This is a genomic window from Pseudomonas sp. Xaverov 83 (assembly GCF_019352905.1).
Classification (GTDB): domain Bacteria; phylum Pseudomonadota; class Gammaproteobacteria; order Pseudomonadales; family Pseudomonadaceae; genus Aquipseudomonas; species Aquipseudomonas yamanorum.
The window spans coordinates 151,572-165,307 of record NZ_JAAAFU010000083.1 but is presented as its reverse complement, the minus strand read 5'-3'; the positions used below and the strand labels follow the sequence as shown (position 1 = coordinate 165,307).

Below are 13,736 nucleotides of genomic sequence, written 5' to 3'. Positions count from 1 at the left end.
GGAGTTCCACATGCAACTAGTGTTTGAGGTATGCCCTGCGGGGCAAGGAGGGTCAGCGCCGGACCTGCGCAAAACCTTTAAGGGTGTTGGCGGCGTCATAGGTCGTGGGGCCGGTTGTGATTGGACCCTCCCTGATGGCAGTCGCCAGGTTTCCAGTCGTCACGCGGTGGTCAGCTATCGTGACGGACGGTACTTCCTGGCGGACATCAGCAGTAACGGAACCCGCCTGGCAGGCAGCGGCGATCGTCTGCGGGAGGGGCAGGAGCATCCGATAGAGGACGGCACGGTATTTCAGCTGGGGCCGCTGAATATTCGTGCGCGACTGGTCAGTCCGGCGACGGTGCCGAGCCAGGACGGATTACACACGCTGATTCCCGATGATGCATTTCTGGAGCTGGATCCGGTACGGAGACTGGCCAGGGAACTGCAGCTTCAGGACGAGTCGCAAGAGTTGACCGCCCTGACCATGGCCAATCACGAGGCGTTGCGGTGGACGGACCACGCAGCGGCGGACAGGGATAATCTGACGGTTCCCGAACTTGTGGAACCTGCCCCGCGGGTTGGGCCGAGCTTGCCACCGCCACTTCCCAGTCAAGGCTCAGCGCCATTTTGGTCAGCGTTTGCGCAGGCTCTGGGTATCGACCTGGACGCTCTCGATGAGCCGGGAAGAGAGGTGTTGGCGATCAAGGCGGCGGGGCTGCTCAGACAAATGACGGAAGGGTTGCAACAGAGCCTGAGTACCCGCAACGAGCTCAAACTCGAGTTGAAACTCCCACTGACCCAGATGTCGCTCCGGAGTCCCGATCCGCTTAAAGACAGCGTCGACGCCAGCACGGCCTTGGGATTGCTGTTGGGGGCGGGGCAGTTGGGGCAGGTGTCTGCCGAGATGTTCGTTACACGAGCCTATCGCGACATGCAGGCCCACCAGGTGGCTTTGCTGGTGGCCTGCCGCGCGGCGGTACGCGGAACGTTGGCCGCCTTTGCTCCGGGTCAGTTGCTCCTGTGTTTCGAACGTCAGGCGAAGCCCCCGTTGATTTCCCGGTGTGGCGGGCGCTGGCGCGCGTATCAGCGCCACTACCAGGCGCTGATCAAGGACGAGCACTTGAGTGAGGGCCTGCTGGGCAGCGACTTCACCAAGGCCTATGAGGAGCAGATTCGTCTGATTTCAACCCTTCACCGTTATCCAGGATGATCTTCATGTCCCGAGTCACCGTTGCATTGTTGTGCGCTGTAATGGCGTTGCTGGGTGGTTGTTCCCTGTCACCCTTTTCGAAGCTGACCAAGGTGGACCTGACACTGACCGCCAGCGAGCGGGTCAACCCCGATCTCCATGGCCGCCCATCGCCGATCGTGGTGCACCTGATGGAGCTGCGGCACCCCGTGGCTTTTGAGAATGCAGACTTTTTCAGCCTTTACGGCCATGCAGAGCACACTTTGCCCAAAGACCTGGTGAACCTCGAAGAGCTGGAGTTGCGCCCAGGCGATCACTCCACGCTCAAGCTCAGCCTCGAGCCAGGCAGTCGCTATGTCGGTGTGCTGGCGGCCTACCGTGATTTACCCCACTCGCAATGGCGTTATGTGTTGCCGGTGACTGCGCAGCGATTGACGCGCGCCGAACTGGTCCTGGATCAAGCCGGTATTCGGTTGGTGAGCCCGCAACCTGCCAAGGCGGGCGACTGACATGCGCAGCCAAAAAGTCATCTGGCAGGAAGGCATGTTGTTGCGCCCTCAGCATTTTCAGCAAAACGATCGTTACCACGACCAGCAACTCAAGCGCCGCACTCAGTTGTTGTGCCCCCACGGCTGGGGTTTCCTGGCCCTGGAAATCGATGTGCAATATCTCAATATGGGCAAGGTCGTTGTCAGTCAGGCCAGCGGCATATTGCCGGATGGCAGCCTGTTCGAACTGGGCGGGGCCATGGAATCGCTGGTGCTGGAGGTTCCGGTGAATACCGGAAAACAGGCGATTTACCTAGCCTTGCCGCTGGCCACAAGTAACTGCGTTGAGGCCCGTCGACCCGAGCAGGTCGATGTGCTCGCGCGCTACAAGACCCTTTCGGTAGGCGTCAGCGATTCCAACGCCGGAGAAGATTCCTGTCGTCAGATAAATTGCGGACAGCTGGATTTTCGCCTGCTGCTGGGGGAGCAAATCAGCGACCAGCACTATGTGAAACTCAAGATTGCCCAAGTACTCAGTTGCACCGAGGAGGGCGTCAGCCTGGATGCCGATTTTAGCCCGACCTTCATTCACCTGCAGGGCTCCAGTTACCTGCTGTCGTGCCTCAAGGAGGTGATCAGCCTGCTTGCTTGCCGGGGGGATGCCATCGCCGAGCGGATCCGCGCCAACGGCACCGCCGCCGGAGCGGAGGTCGGTGACTTCCTGATGCTGCAACTGATCAACCGCACCGAACTGGTCTTGCGTCACTACCTGGACCTAGGTCAGGTCAGCCCTGAAGCGCTGTATCGAACATTGCTGACGATCCTGGGTGAGCTCGCGACGTTTGCCAGCGACAGCAAGCGCGCGCACTTCGAGGGGCATTACCGGCACAGTGATCAGAGCGCCAGCTTTCGCGGATTGATGGAGCCGATTCGCAGCCTGCTGTCCATGGTGCTTGAACAGCATGCCATTGAGCTGGCGCTGCAGCCTCGTCAGTACGGGATATTGGTGTGCCCGGTAAGCGATCTCAACCTGTTGGGTTCAGCGACCTTCATTCTGGCCGCCAGTGCCCATTGTGACGCCGAGGAGCTGCGCCACCGGCTTCCGGCGCACCTCAAGGTTGGCCCCGTAGAGCGGATTCGCGAGTTGGTCAACCTGCATTTGGCGGGCATCAAAGTCAAGCCGCTGCCAGTGGCTCCCCGGCAGATACCGTTTCATGCCACAAAAACCTATTTCATGCTCGAACTCGGTGCCCGGGACATCGAGCAGTTGAAACAGTCGGGAGGTTTTGCCTTCCACGTCAGCGGCGAATTTGCCGAACTGGAATTGAAATTCTGGGCCATCAGGAACTGAGACCATGGACAGGGAATACCCGCAGGATGAAAAAACTGTCCTGCTCGATCGACAGGGGCGCGGGCCGGCGCAGGGGCCGCTAACCGACTTCGCATCGCCACCGCGTTTCGAGCAATTGGAAGACCGGATGATTTACGCCGCCCGCTTGCAGGGCGTGGAGCACTTCAACGTTGGCTTGAATACGCTGGTAGCACCTGCGTGGGCGTTGTTATCCGAGGTCGTCCGGCTTAAGGGCAGCACCGCTCAGGAAAGCCTGCGCGCGCTCAACGAACGGCTGTCCTGCGCGGTCACGCTGTTCGAGACGCGGGCCCGGCACGACGGAGCGCAGAGCAGTGAGGTGATGGCGGCGCGGTATGTGCTGTGCAGTGTGATCGACGAAGCTGTGGTCACCACCTCATGGGGCAGCCAGAGCGATTGGTCGAAGATGAGCCTGCTGAGCAGCTTTCACAACGAAACCTTCGGCGGCGAGAAGTTTTTCCAGCTGCTTGAGCGCATGTCGAGGGACCCCATCAAGCACCTGGCGATGCTGGAACTGATGTACCTGTGCCTGTCACTCGGGTTCGAGGGCAAATACCGGGTCATGGAGCGTGGGTTGTTGCAGCTTGAGCAGGTTCGAGACGCGCTGTATCGGCAGATCCGGCATGTGCGGGGCGACTCCCCGCCGGCCTGCGCGCTGACACCCAGGCCGGAGCAGTCTCGCCAGAAACGACTGAGGGTCGTGCCGGCCACCTGGATTGCGGTGTTTGTCATCGCCAGCCTGTTGACCCTGTATGCGGGATTTGCCTGGGTACTGGGCCAGCATCGCGAGACCGTGCTGCAACCGTATCAACTCGTGGCGCCGGATATTACCCGGACGCCCCTCTAACGCAGGGAGCAACACATGAACGCATTCTTCAGGAGCGCGGGCACCGTGCTGGCCAGGATTTGGGTGTGGAGCCTGTTGCTGGTGTTCGCGGTCGCGATGGCCGTGTGGTTCCTCGGGCCATTATTGGCCGTCGATGACTATCGATTCTGGCAAGCAGCGGCGGCGCGCTTGCTGACGATCAGCGGCCTGTTTTTGTTGTGGGGCCTGGCGATGGTCTATGCCAATTGGCGCCGCATGGCCCGGCAAGGGTCCGTCGACGGTGTTGAGCCGAACCCACGAAAAGGGCGGGTTGAAAACGAGCAGCGGCACCTGCGCGGTCGGTTCAAGGACGCCCTGCACACCCTGAAAAACTCCAGGATTTATGGCGAACGCAGCTTGCGTTGGCGCAATGCATTGCCGTGGTATTTGCTGATTGGCAAAGAGGGTAGTGGCAAGTCCCGGATGTTGGCGGCCAGTGGCGTGCAGTTGCTCCAGGATCGCGGCGAGCCGATGGCGAAGGCGGATGGCGGCGGCACACGTGACTGTGAATGGCATTTCGCCGAAGACGGGGTGTTACTCGACACGTCTGGCCGCTATGTCACCCAGCCAGACAGCCAGGTGGATGGCGCAGGCTGGTCGACACTGCTGGGCCTGCTCAAGGCGCGGCGCCGAACCGGCCCTCTCAATGGTGTGGTGGTGGCGCTGTCGATGGAGACGTTGCTCCATGGCAATGAGCGAGATCTGGAGAATGACGCGCGGGCCGTCCAGAGTCGGCTGCTGGAGATCCGGCAGACGTTGCATGTGGATGTGCCGATTTACCTGGTGGTGACCCAGGCCGACCGTCTGCAGGGATTTGCGGCGTTCTTCGACCGACCGCTGGGCGAGGGCAGTGACGCGGTGCTTGGTGAATGTCTCGCGTCAGGCAAGGGCGGTATTGATACTGGCCAGGTACGCCAGGCGTTTGAAGCGCTGCTTCAGCGCTTGAGCGGTGAACTGGTGCAGCGCCTGCATCAGGAGCGCAACATTGACCTGCGCGGCCGGATGCTCGACTTTCCCCATCAGGCGGCTCGGATTGGCGAACGTCTGAGCCTCTACATCGACGTTGCTTTCTGCGGCCCGCGTTATCAACACACCAACGGCTTTCGTGGTTTCTACTTGACCAGCGCAGAAGGTGGCCCGCAACCCCTTGAGTCTCGCCCGCACTTTATCCAGGGCCTGTTCAGTCGGGTGATTCTGGCGCAAGCCGATCTGGCGGGCCTCGATAGCGAGGAGCAGCGTCGAATCCGCTGGCGCCAGGGTTTGCTGGCCCTCAGCGCGTTAGTGGTGGTCGGGGGGGCGGGCCTGCTTTGGACCCATAGTTACTCTTCCAACCATCAACGCCTGGAGCAACTGCGGGACCTGGCGCGACATCCCGCGCCGGTGCAGCCCGGATCGGATGCGACCCAGGTATTTCTGCCGCTGCTGGACAGCCGCCTGGCGGCCACGCGGGTCTTTCCTGTGCAGGGCAACGCCAGGCTGATTGAACGGGTGGGTTTGTATCAAGGCAATATCAGTCGTCCAGTGCTGGAACAGGCCTATGAGCACGCCTTGAGCCAATGGCTGCTGCCCCAGGTCAGCGAGATGCTGCAAGAGCAGATTCGCGGCAGCCTGGAAGATCGTGAGCGGCTGCAGGACAACCTTCGGGCCTACCTGATGCTCAACCTGCGGGAGCGTCGAGACGTCGGTTGGCTGCGTGAGCGGGTGGCCGGGCATTGGTCTTTGCGTTTTGCCGGTGAGCCCTCCATGCAGAGTCGTTTGAATGAACACTTCGCGCGCTTGCTTGAACAGCCGTTCGTGCACGCGCTCGATGATGAGTTGGTGGCTCACGCGCGCCACGTGTTGCGGGGCGAATCGCTGGTCGATGTGGTGCATCGCGTGCTGCGTGAACAAGCCCGCGGCCTGGAACCGTTGCGGCTTGCAAACGGGGTGGTGTTTGCCGATGACGACCAGCCCATTCCAGGTTTTTATACCCGCAAGTACCTGCGGTATTTCGAAACTCAGGGCGCGCGCCTGGTGAACACCATTGTCCAGGACAACTGGGTGTTGGGGGAGGGGGCCGACCTGAGCGTCATGGACCTGCGGCGGTTGATGGTGGAGCTTGAGCAGCGCTACTTCAGCGAGTATGCCGAGGCTTGGAGCGAGGCGATTGGGCGGGTTCGCCTGCGCGAGATTGACAATTCCAGGCAGGGCGCCGAGCAGCTCGCCAGCCTGACGTCAGCCCAGTCTCCATTGGTGCAGTTGTTACAACAGGTTCGTGACAACACCCGCTTGCCGTCGGCCAATGAACGCCTGGATGACCTGGCTGCCAAACTGCCAGGCCCTGCGGTAGCGCAGGTGCAGACCGCAGTCGGGCTGGCCAATCCCTTGCCCGACACTGCACGGCGTGCCCTGCAGCGTCGCTTCGAGCCCTTGCACCAGTTGCTGGACAGCCACGAGAATCCGGGCACCGAGTTGACCCTGGTGCTGCAGGCGCTCAACGACTTGCACCTGCAATTGGCGACCTTGAATCGCGAAGGTTCGCCGGAGCCTGTCGCCTTCGAGATGGTCAAGCGGCGGACCCAGGGGCAGCAGGATGCACTGGGTAACCTGCGCAACGTTGCCGCCCGTTTGCCACTGCCCCTGGCGGGTTGGTTCGAAAGCCTGGCCGACGAGCATTGGCGCGGCCTGCTCGACCAAGCCTATCGGCATGTGAACCAGCGTTATCAGAGCGAGGTATATGGTTTTTACGCCAAGGCGATCAAGCAACGTTATCCGTTCAATGCCCACGCCAGCAGCGATGTTTCCCTCAACGATTTTCAGGAGTTCTTCAAGCCTGAGGGGATCATGGCGCGATTTTTTGACAGCTACCTAAGGCCGTTTGTCAGCGGTGAAGCGGGACGCTACAGGCTGCGCAGCCTGGATGGGCGCAGCTTGCCCATATCCCGGACGTTGCTCGACCAGCACGGGAAAGCGCAGGTGATCAGGCGCGGTTTTTTTGCCGATGAACCGGCGGACTTGCAGGTTCGTTTCACGCTCGCGCCCTACAGTCTGGACCCTTCGGTGAGTCGCGCGGTCTTGCGTCTGGGCGGTCAGCAGATGGAGTACCGGCACGGGCCGATTGTGCCCATGGCGATGCAATGGCCAACCGAGGCTGAAAATGGTCGCAGCAGCCTGGTGCTGGAGCGGGGCAGCGAACGGCCGTTGGGCCTCGAAAAGAATGCCGGGGCCTGGTCGCTGTTCCGCTTGTTCGACCTGATGCAAAGCGAGGCCTCCAGCGGGCAGGATGTATTGATCCTCAAGGCCGACCTGGCAGGCTTGCGCGCCAACTATCTGCTGACCAGCCGGCGCACTCCCAACCCGTTTCAGATGACGCAGTGGCGTACCTTTCGCCTGCCGGAGCAGCTGTGAACCGATGTCCGGATCGCTGGCGCAGCGCTGGCCGTACGGACCGTGGCAAGCTCAGGTCGCGCAATGAGGATGCCTTTCTCGATTGTCCCCGGCAGGGCTGCTGGGCCGTGGCAGACGGGATGGGCGGGCATCAGGCCGGGGATGTCGCCAGCCAACTGGTGGTCGATAGCCTGGCGTTATTGCCTGGCCAGGGAAGCCTGGACGACCGGGTCGAGGCGACCCGCCGTTGCCTGCAATGGCTCAATCGGCGGTTGGGTGAGGAGTTGACGGTCACCGACCATGGCGGTGATCGCACCATGGGGAGCACGGTCGTGGCATTGCTGCTTCAGGGCGATCGCGCCGCGTGTATCTGGGCCGGTGACAGCCGCTGTTATCTGTGGCGAGCGCAGACGCTGTACCAGCTGTCGCGGGATCACTCGCTGTTCGAACAGTTAATTGATCAGCGGGTGAGCCTGGAGCAGGCCAGGGCGCATCCCGATGCACGGGCGTTGACCCGCGCCATTGGCTCGCGTGATCCGTTGAGGCCGCAGGTATTGGAACTTGGGACTGTGGCAGGGGATGTCTTTCTGCTGTGCAGTGACGGCCTGTACCAGGCGCTTAGCCATGGCGAGCTGGGGCAGGCGTTGAGCCTGGGAGACCCACGGCGGGTCCTGGACCAACTATTTGCAGGCGTATTGCGCGGTGCCGCCCGCGATAACCTGACCGCTGTGGTCGTGCAGTCATGAACGACATAACCCACTTTGCCTTTGCCGAGGCCACGACAAACCCACCGCGTGACGGCGTCCCCGAATTACTCGCCGGACGATACCTTATCGAGCGCGTGCTGGGTGCCGGCGGCATGGGCGTGGTTTATCGCGCCCGGGACCTGCTGTACGAACAGTTTGGTGAGTCGCGTTCCAGTGTGGCGATCAAAGTGCTGGGTGAAACCATCCGTGAATCTGCGGATGCCCACGTGCTGCTGTACAACGAGTTCGCCCTGACCCGCAGCCTTCGCCATGAGCAGGTGGTGCGTGTATTTTCGTTTGACGTGGACGCCCCCTGTCAGATCGCCTTCTTCACTATGGAGCTGCTTCAGGGCATGACCCTGGACCGGCTGCTGCTGGAGTGTCCTGAAGGTTTACCCTGGCGCGAGTTGCAAGGCATCGCCATGCAATTGCTCGATGCGTTGCGTCATAGCCATCAACAGGGTGTGCTGCACGGCGATGTGAAACCCTCCAATGTCATGGTGGGAGAGGGCGGGTTGCGTTTGTTCGATTTCGGCCTGGGGCAGGCGTGCGGACAGGCCCCGGCGGGGTCCCCAGGCTTGAGTCGCAGTCGTTTCAATGCCTGGACACCGATGTACGCCGCGCCAGAGTTGCTGGCTGGCGGAGCGCTGTCGGCCAGTGCCGATCTGTATGCAGTGGCCTGTGTGCTTTACGAATTGGCACAAGGCCGGCGCCACTCCAGTGACCGACCGGCCCGGCCCGGGCAACTGCCTCGCCATTGCTGGCGAGCGTTACGCACGGCGTTGGCGATCGATCCTGAACACAGAACAATCACCCTGGATGAATTACGTGCGGTGATCGGCGATACCCGCCAGGGCTTGAGCCGCTGGTTCTAACCGGGCAAGTCATGCAACTGGCAATATTCCGCCCAGCTCAGGCCTGCCATTTGCGCCACTTCCTTGTGCACTTCAAGGCGCTGGGCCTCGAACTCCGCGGGTGAATGCGCCGTCAGTTTCAGCGTCAGCTCCCAGGCAAACAGGCCTTGTTGCTCGGCTTCTGCCTCGAAGGCTTCATGCAGGCGTTCGGCGCGGTACTGCTCCATGGTTTCCCCCTTGGCCTGGGCCGCCAAGGGGTTCAACGTATTCAGTTCCGCCGCCAGGGCCGGGTGTTCGCTCAAGAATCGGTCCAGGGCTAGCTGGTGGTTTTCGCCGGGTTGGGACAAAGGTTTACTCCACGTTAAGCGAGACGGTCAGTCTGGCTTGGTCATCAAAAAAGTCGCCATGGCCTCATAGGCCGGCAACGTCACCCCATCATTGGCAGCATTGCCCGCCACCGGATGGGAGGCATAACGAACAATCACCATCTCGGCCTTGGGGTCGATATAGATGCTCTGGCCATGCACCCCACGGGCCATGAAGGCACCGTCGGGATTGTGGGTTACCCACCACATGTTGCGATAGCTCCAGCCCTTCAATTGGCCATAACCGGCCTGGGCGAACGCCTGCTTGTCGCCGCCTTGGCGAATAGCCTTGACCACGCTCTCGGGCACGATCTGCTGGCCGTTGAACTGCCCGCCGTTGCGCAGCATTTCAGCAAAACGGGCCAGGTCCCGTAGCCCGGTGTTCAGGCCACCACCGGCAAACGGTGTGCCGATGGAATCGACGGTGAAGTAGGCGTCCTGTTCGGCGCCGAGCCGGCTCCAGATGCGTTCGCTGAGCAGTTGCGCCACATTGCGCCCGGTCGCGCGGGCGATCACCCAGCCCAGCACGTCGGTATTGACGGTCTTGTAGCCGAAGGCGCACCCGTGTTCGCCGCGCTGTTTTACGGTTTGCAGGAACTCGTAGTAGCTGCGCGGCCCGGTGTAGTCCTTGGGTTTGGGCAGCGGGTTGCCGGCCTGGGCGTGGGCCCAGACTTCGGCGTTGGGATCGGCATAGTCTTCGCTGTAGTCCAGGGCGGTGGTCATGTCCAGCACCTGGCGCAGGGTGGCGCTGCCAAAGGCGGAGCGGCCCAGTTCGGGCACGTAGTCGACGATCTTTTTCTGTGGGTCGAGGGTGCCATCGGCCACCAGCATCGCGCCCAGGGTGCCGATCACTGATTTGGTGACCGACATGGCCGCGTGTTGCCCGTCGTCCTTGAGCACCCCGAAATAACGCTCATACACCACCGTACCGCGATGCATCACCACGATGCCATCGGTGTAGGTGGCGTCCAGAGTCTGGCGCCAGCTCAACGGCTGGGTGGCACCCACGGGCTGCACGGGGATTGCATCGAGTCCCGGATCGAGTTTGCGTGGCAACGCCAGCGGCGCACCCAGCCCGCGGGAGACGTTCACCGTGGGCATCAATTGGCGAAAGTGGGCGACACTCCAGCGCATGGCCGGGAAGCGGAAATAGCTGCCGTCTTCAAAGCGTACGGTGCGATCTGCCGGCGGCGGTGCGCCGACCATCCATTGCAGCTTGGCCGGGTCGCTGGCTTGTGCATCCGGGAAGGTCGGGCTGGCAGCGCTGGCCAAGGGGCTGATGAGGCCGAGCAGCGCGCAGGTGAGCAGGAGGGCGATTCGCAGCATCAGTCGAGTCCGTTCGAGGGAGTGTCGCTTTTTACGACAGCCAGTGCGCCGAAGGACGGGCCAACCGGAGGCAATCGACAAGCAGCAGTGCCACGGGACGAATCTGAATAATTGCGCCGCTGGCGGCAAAAGCCTTTCGTTCGCGGTATCAGGGCGTGTAGCGTTACCTTGTCGATAAAGGCAACGGCTCAGGTGTTTTTGCGACCTTGGCATCAGGGACCGAGTGCTATGTGCAGAGGGACAGGTGATGGCGCAAACGCTGTTCAAGCTTTTCTTCACCCAGCGGCTGGCGGCCTTGGCCAGCACCGAGTCGTTGCGGGCCATACGTGAGGGGTTGTTGTGGATCCTGCCATGCCTGCTGGTGTCGGCCGGTTTTCTGATCCTGTCCGAATGCGCCCGTGTGCTGGGCTTCGACCCTCAGTGGGTGGCCTTCCTCGCGGGGCTGCACAACCAGATCAGTTCGGTGATCCCGCTGCTGGTGGCCGCCTCCATCGGTTACATGCTTGCGATCCAGCACCGCCTGCCGCAGCTACCGGTGGCGTTCCTGTGCCTGGCCCACGTGGTGATCGCCACCTTTGTGCTGCGGGATTTCCCCCGTGCTTCGGCGACCTTCGTGCTGTTCATCGCCATCGCCTCGCCGTTGATCAATGTGCCCGCCATCGCCTGGCTGCATCGGCGTCGCTGGACCCGGTTGATCAACGAAGACCTGGTGGGGCACAACCTCAAGGGCACCATCAACATGGTGGTGCCGGGGGCGATCACGGCGCTCGTGCTGGTGCTCTTGCTGTCGTTGCTGTTGCAGATTCCGCAGGTGGCGCAGCTTCAGGGCCCGCAGGTACTCGATGCACTGGAAACGCCCTATGGCAGCGGTCTGTTTGTGACCCTGATGAATTCACTGCTGTGGTTTTTCGGGATCCATGGGGTTTACGCCATGCAGCCGTTGTTTGATGTACTGGATCAGGCTGTCGCGCTCAACAACGCCGCAGTGGCGGCGGGCGAGCCGGTCAAGTATTTACTGAATGGCGGCTTGCTGGGCAGCTTCGCGTTTATCGGTGGCTCGGGTGGCGCATTGTGCCTGCTGCTGGCGATCCTGCTGTTTTCCAAGAGCCGGTCCATGCGATTGGTGGCGATAGCCAGCCTGCCGCTGTCGTTGTTCAATGTCAGTGAAGTGTTGTTGTTTGGCTTGCCGATCATCCTCAACCCGCGCCTGTTCATTCCCTTTCTGGTGGTGCCGGCATTCAACGCGATGCTGGCGCTGGTGGTGGTGCAGATTGGCTGGGTGTCGCCTGCGGTGGTGAGTGTGCCGTTCACCGCGCCGGTATTGTTAAACGCCTATTTGAGCACCCACGGCGACCTCGCGGCGGTGTTACTGCAGGTGGTGTTGCTGGGGGTTGGCATGCTGATTTACGCGCCCTATGTGCGGGCGATCAATCGCCAGGCCACGGAAGGCGGCACGGTGTATTTGAAGTCGCTGGACATGACCTTTCGCGGCCTCGAAGAAAAGGGCCGCTTGCTGGAACTGGACCCGGTAATGGCGTCCCATAAGGCCCAGGCACGCCAGGTCAGCGAGTTGAGCCATATCCAGCAGATCAGCGATTATGAGTTTTACCTCGAATTCCAACCGCAGATTTCGACCCTGACCGGGCTGTGCACCGGTTGCGAGGCGTTGATGCGTGCGCGGGATGCCGAGGGCACGGTGCATTCGCCCTGGGAGTTCCTGCAATGGCTGGCCAACGCCAGGTTGATGCCCGATGTGGATGTGTGGGTGGCGTCCCAGGCTGTGCGCCAGTATCAAAAGTGGCGGAAGGTCGGTTTTACCTTGCCGATGACGATCAATATCTCCAGCGCCACGCTGACCACCCCGGCCTATGGTGACCGGCTGGTGGAGATACTGGCCCAGGCCCATGGGCAGGTGTCGGTGGAGATCACTGAGGATGCGTTGGTGGGGGATATTCAGGGCACCCGGCAGATGATCGAAAAGCTGCAGGCGATTGGCGCCAAGGTTTACATCGATGACTTCGGGACCGGGTTTTCAGCGCTGAGTTATCTGCATCAGTTCCCGGTGGATTTCATCAAGATCGATCGCAGTTTCGTGGTGGCCCAGCATGATCCAAAGGGCGCCCAGGTGTTGACCGGGATGCTGCGATTCTGTGAGGCGCTGAACCTTGGGGTGGTGGTGGAAGGCGTGGAAACCGCCGAGCAACTGGCGTTTTTGCAGTCGGGCTCGGAGCTGATCATCCAGGGCTGGTATTTCAGCAAGGCGTTGCCGGGCGATGAACTGGAGCGGTTCGTGCGCGGGCGTTACGCCCAGATGCAACCTAACGCTCCAGAACCCCTCTGAAGGTTGCGCTCAACGCCCGTAATGTCTCGCGGGAGCGGCCGTCGCTGATGCGGCTGTGCAGCACGATTTCACTGACGGGTAACGCCGGTAATCCGTACTGTTCGCTGACGTCCACGGCGCCCGCCGGCGCCACTCGCCGGGCCAGCGCCGCCACACCCAGGCCGGCGCTGACTGCCGCACCCACCGCCATTACGCCGCCGCCGACAAACACTTCGGTCCAGTCGATCCGCGCCTCATCCAGCGCGCGCACCGCCAAGTGTCGCACGCCGCAGGGCGAGGCCATGGTTGCCATGCGCAACGGTGTACCGGCGGTGTGCTGCCAGGTCGGTGCGGCGAACCAGCCAAAGCGCTCCACCACCAATACTTCGCCGTCCTGGCGGTCGCCTTCGTTGCGCACGATCACCGCGTCCAGTTCGTTGCGGTCAAACGCCGCCACCAGGTCGCGGGACGAAGCAATCCGCACCTCCAGGATCACCAGCGGGTCATAGGCGGCCAGGCGGCTGAGCCACAGCGGCAGATCGGGGCCGGCCACGTGGTCGCTGATGCCAATCACCAGCCTTCGTGGTGCGCCGTTGCCCATGTCACCCAACGCCCGTTCGTGGGCATTGAGCAGCGCGCGCGCGGCGACGATGAACTGCTCGCCCTGGGGCGACAGACGGACATGCCGTGGTGTGCGCACCAGCAGGCGATAACCGAGGCGTTCTTCCAGGCGCTTGAGCTTGAGGCTGATGGCTGCCTGTGATGTATCCAGTGCCTGGGCCGCGCGGGTAAAACTGGTGAAATCGGCGACCAGGACGAAGGCGTGCACGGTGTCGATATCCAGCGGCTTGAGTGCGTCGGTCATT

At 61.9% G+C, this 13,736-nt stretch carries 11 protein-coding genes; 8 read left to right on the top strand and 3 right to left on the bottom strand.

All coding sequences use genetic code 11. The features are described from left to right. The first annotated feature begins 10 nt into the window (after positions 1 to 10). Genes tagH through K0H47_RS28030 form a run of 7 tightly spaced genes read left to right on the top strand, consistent with a single transcriptional unit; the run spans position 11 to position 8,880 of the window. Positions 11 to 1,192 carry a type VI secretion system-associated FHA domain protein TagH gene (gene tagH, locus K0H47_RS28060; protein WP_219273965.1) on the top strand — a complete coding sequence of 394 codons (1,182 nt, stop codon included), beginning with the start codon at positions 11 to 13 and terminating at the stop codon, positions 1,190 to 1,192. A 5-nt stretch (positions 1,193 to 1,197) separates the two neighbouring features. Further along, positions 1,198 to 1,680, top strand: a complete 483-nt coding sequence (gene tssJ / locus K0H47_RS28055; RefSeq protein ID WP_063029264.1) for a type VI secretion system lipoprotein TssJ — start codon at positions 1,198 to 1,200, stop codon at positions 1,678 to 1,680. A gap of 1 nt (position 1,681) precedes the next feature. Further along, complete coding sequence (gene tssK / locus K0H47_RS28050) at positions 1,682 to 3,010, top strand: type VI secretion system baseplate subunit TssK (RefSeq protein WP_177026357.1); 1,329 nt, start codon at positions 1,682 to 1,684, stop codon at positions 3,008 to 3,010. A 4-nt stretch (positions 3,011 to 3,014) separates the two neighbouring features. Beyond that, positions 3,015 to 3,875 (top strand): type IVB secretion system protein IcmH/DotU, encoded by an 861-nt coding sequence (gene icmH / locus K0H47_RS28045; RefSeq protein WP_177026358.1) that lies wholly within the window; start codon positions 3,015 to 3,017, stop codon positions 3,873 to 3,875. A gap of 15 nt (positions 3,876 to 3,890) precedes the next feature. Then, a complete protein-coding gene (gene tssM / locus K0H47_RS28040) occupies positions 3,891 to 7,280 on the top strand; it encodes a type VI secretion system membrane subunit TssM (protein WP_219273964.1) in 3,390 nt (1,129 codons plus the stop codon). Further along, positions 7,277 to 8,005 (top strand): PP2C family serine/threonine-protein phosphatase, encoded by a 729-nt coding sequence (locus tag K0H47_RS28035; protein ID WP_093208940.1) that lies wholly within the window; start codon positions 7,277 to 7,279, stop codon positions 8,003 to 8,005. Before tssM ends, K0H47_RS28035 begins: the two co-directional genes overlap by 4 nt. Next, entirely contained in the window at positions 8,002 to 8,880 is an 879-nt protein-coding gene (locus tag K0H47_RS28030; RefSeq protein ID WP_219273963.1) for a serine/threonine-protein kinase, read from the top strand. The genes K0H47_RS28035 and K0H47_RS28030 overlap by 4 nt, the downstream gene beginning before the upstream one ends. On the opposite strand, the gene K0H47_RS28025 is transcribed toward K0H47_RS28030, so the two are convergent. Continuing rightward, a complete protein-coding gene (locus K0H47_RS28025) occupies positions 8,877 to 9,206 on the bottom strand; it encodes a DUF6388 family protein (RefSeq protein WP_017479846.1) in 330 nt (109 codons plus the stop codon). The two genes, K0H47_RS28030 and K0H47_RS28025, sit on opposite strands and share 4 nt — an antisense overlap. A gap of 27 nt (positions 9,207 to 9,233) precedes the next feature. Further along, a complete protein-coding gene (locus K0H47_RS28020) occupies positions 9,234 to 10,550 on the bottom strand; it encodes a serine hydrolase (RefSeq protein WP_219273962.1) in 1,317 nt (438 codons plus the stop codon). A 247-nt stretch (positions 10,551 to 10,797) separates the two neighbouring features. Between K0H47_RS28020 and K0H47_RS28015 the strand changes: the two genes are divergently transcribed. Beyond that, complete coding sequence (locus tag K0H47_RS28015) at positions 10,798 to 12,891, top strand: EAL domain-containing protein (RefSeq protein ID WP_219273961.1); 2,094 nt, start codon at positions 10,798 to 10,800, stop codon at positions 12,889 to 12,891. Here K0H47_RS28015 and K0H47_RS28010 read toward each other — a convergent pair. Next, a complete protein-coding gene (locus tag K0H47_RS28010) occupies positions 12,869 to 13,735 on the bottom strand; it encodes a LysR family transcriptional regulator (RefSeq protein ID WP_093208954.1) in 867 nt (288 codons plus the stop codon). The genes K0H47_RS28015 and K0H47_RS28010 overlap by 23 nt on opposite strands. Between the last annotated feature and the right edge of the window lies 1 nt (position 13,736).

Excerpts from the sequence above, each read along its gene's own strand:
- tagH (WP_219273965.1), top strand. The coding sequence starts at position 11 with ATGCAACTAGTGTTTGAGGTATGCCCTGCGGGGCAAGGAGGGTCAGCG.
- tssJ (WP_063029264.1), top strand. The coding sequence starts at position 1,198 with ATGTCCCGAGTCACCGTTGCATTGTTGTGCGCTGTAATGGCGTTGCTG.
- tssK (WP_177026357.1), top strand. The coding sequence starts at position 1,682 with ATGCGCAGCCAAAAAGTCATCTGGCAGGAAGGCATGTTGTTGCGCCCT.
- icmH (WP_177026358.1), top strand. The coding sequence starts at position 3,015 with ATGGACAGGGAATACCCGCAGGATGAAAAAACTGTCCTGCTCGATCGA.
- tssM (WP_219273964.1), top strand. The coding sequence starts at position 3,891 with ATGAACGCATTCTTCAGGAGCGCGGGCACCGTGCTGGCCAGGATTTGG.
- K0H47_RS28030 (WP_219273963.1), top strand. The coding sequence starts at position 8,002 with ATGAACGACATAACCCACTTTGCCTTTGCCGAGGCCACGACAAACCCA.
- K0H47_RS28020 (WP_219273962.1), bottom strand. The coding sequence starts at position 10,550 with ATGCTGCGAATCGCCCTCCTGCTCACCTGCGCGCTGCTCGGCCTCATC.
- K0H47_RS28015 (WP_219273961.1), top strand. The coding sequence starts at position 10,798 with ATGGCGCAAACGCTGTTCAAGCTTTTCTTCACCCAGCGGCTGGCGGCC.
- K0H47_RS28010 (WP_093208954.1), bottom strand. The coding sequence starts at position 13,735 with ATGACCGACGCACTCAAGCCGCTGGATATCGACACCGTGCACGCCTTC.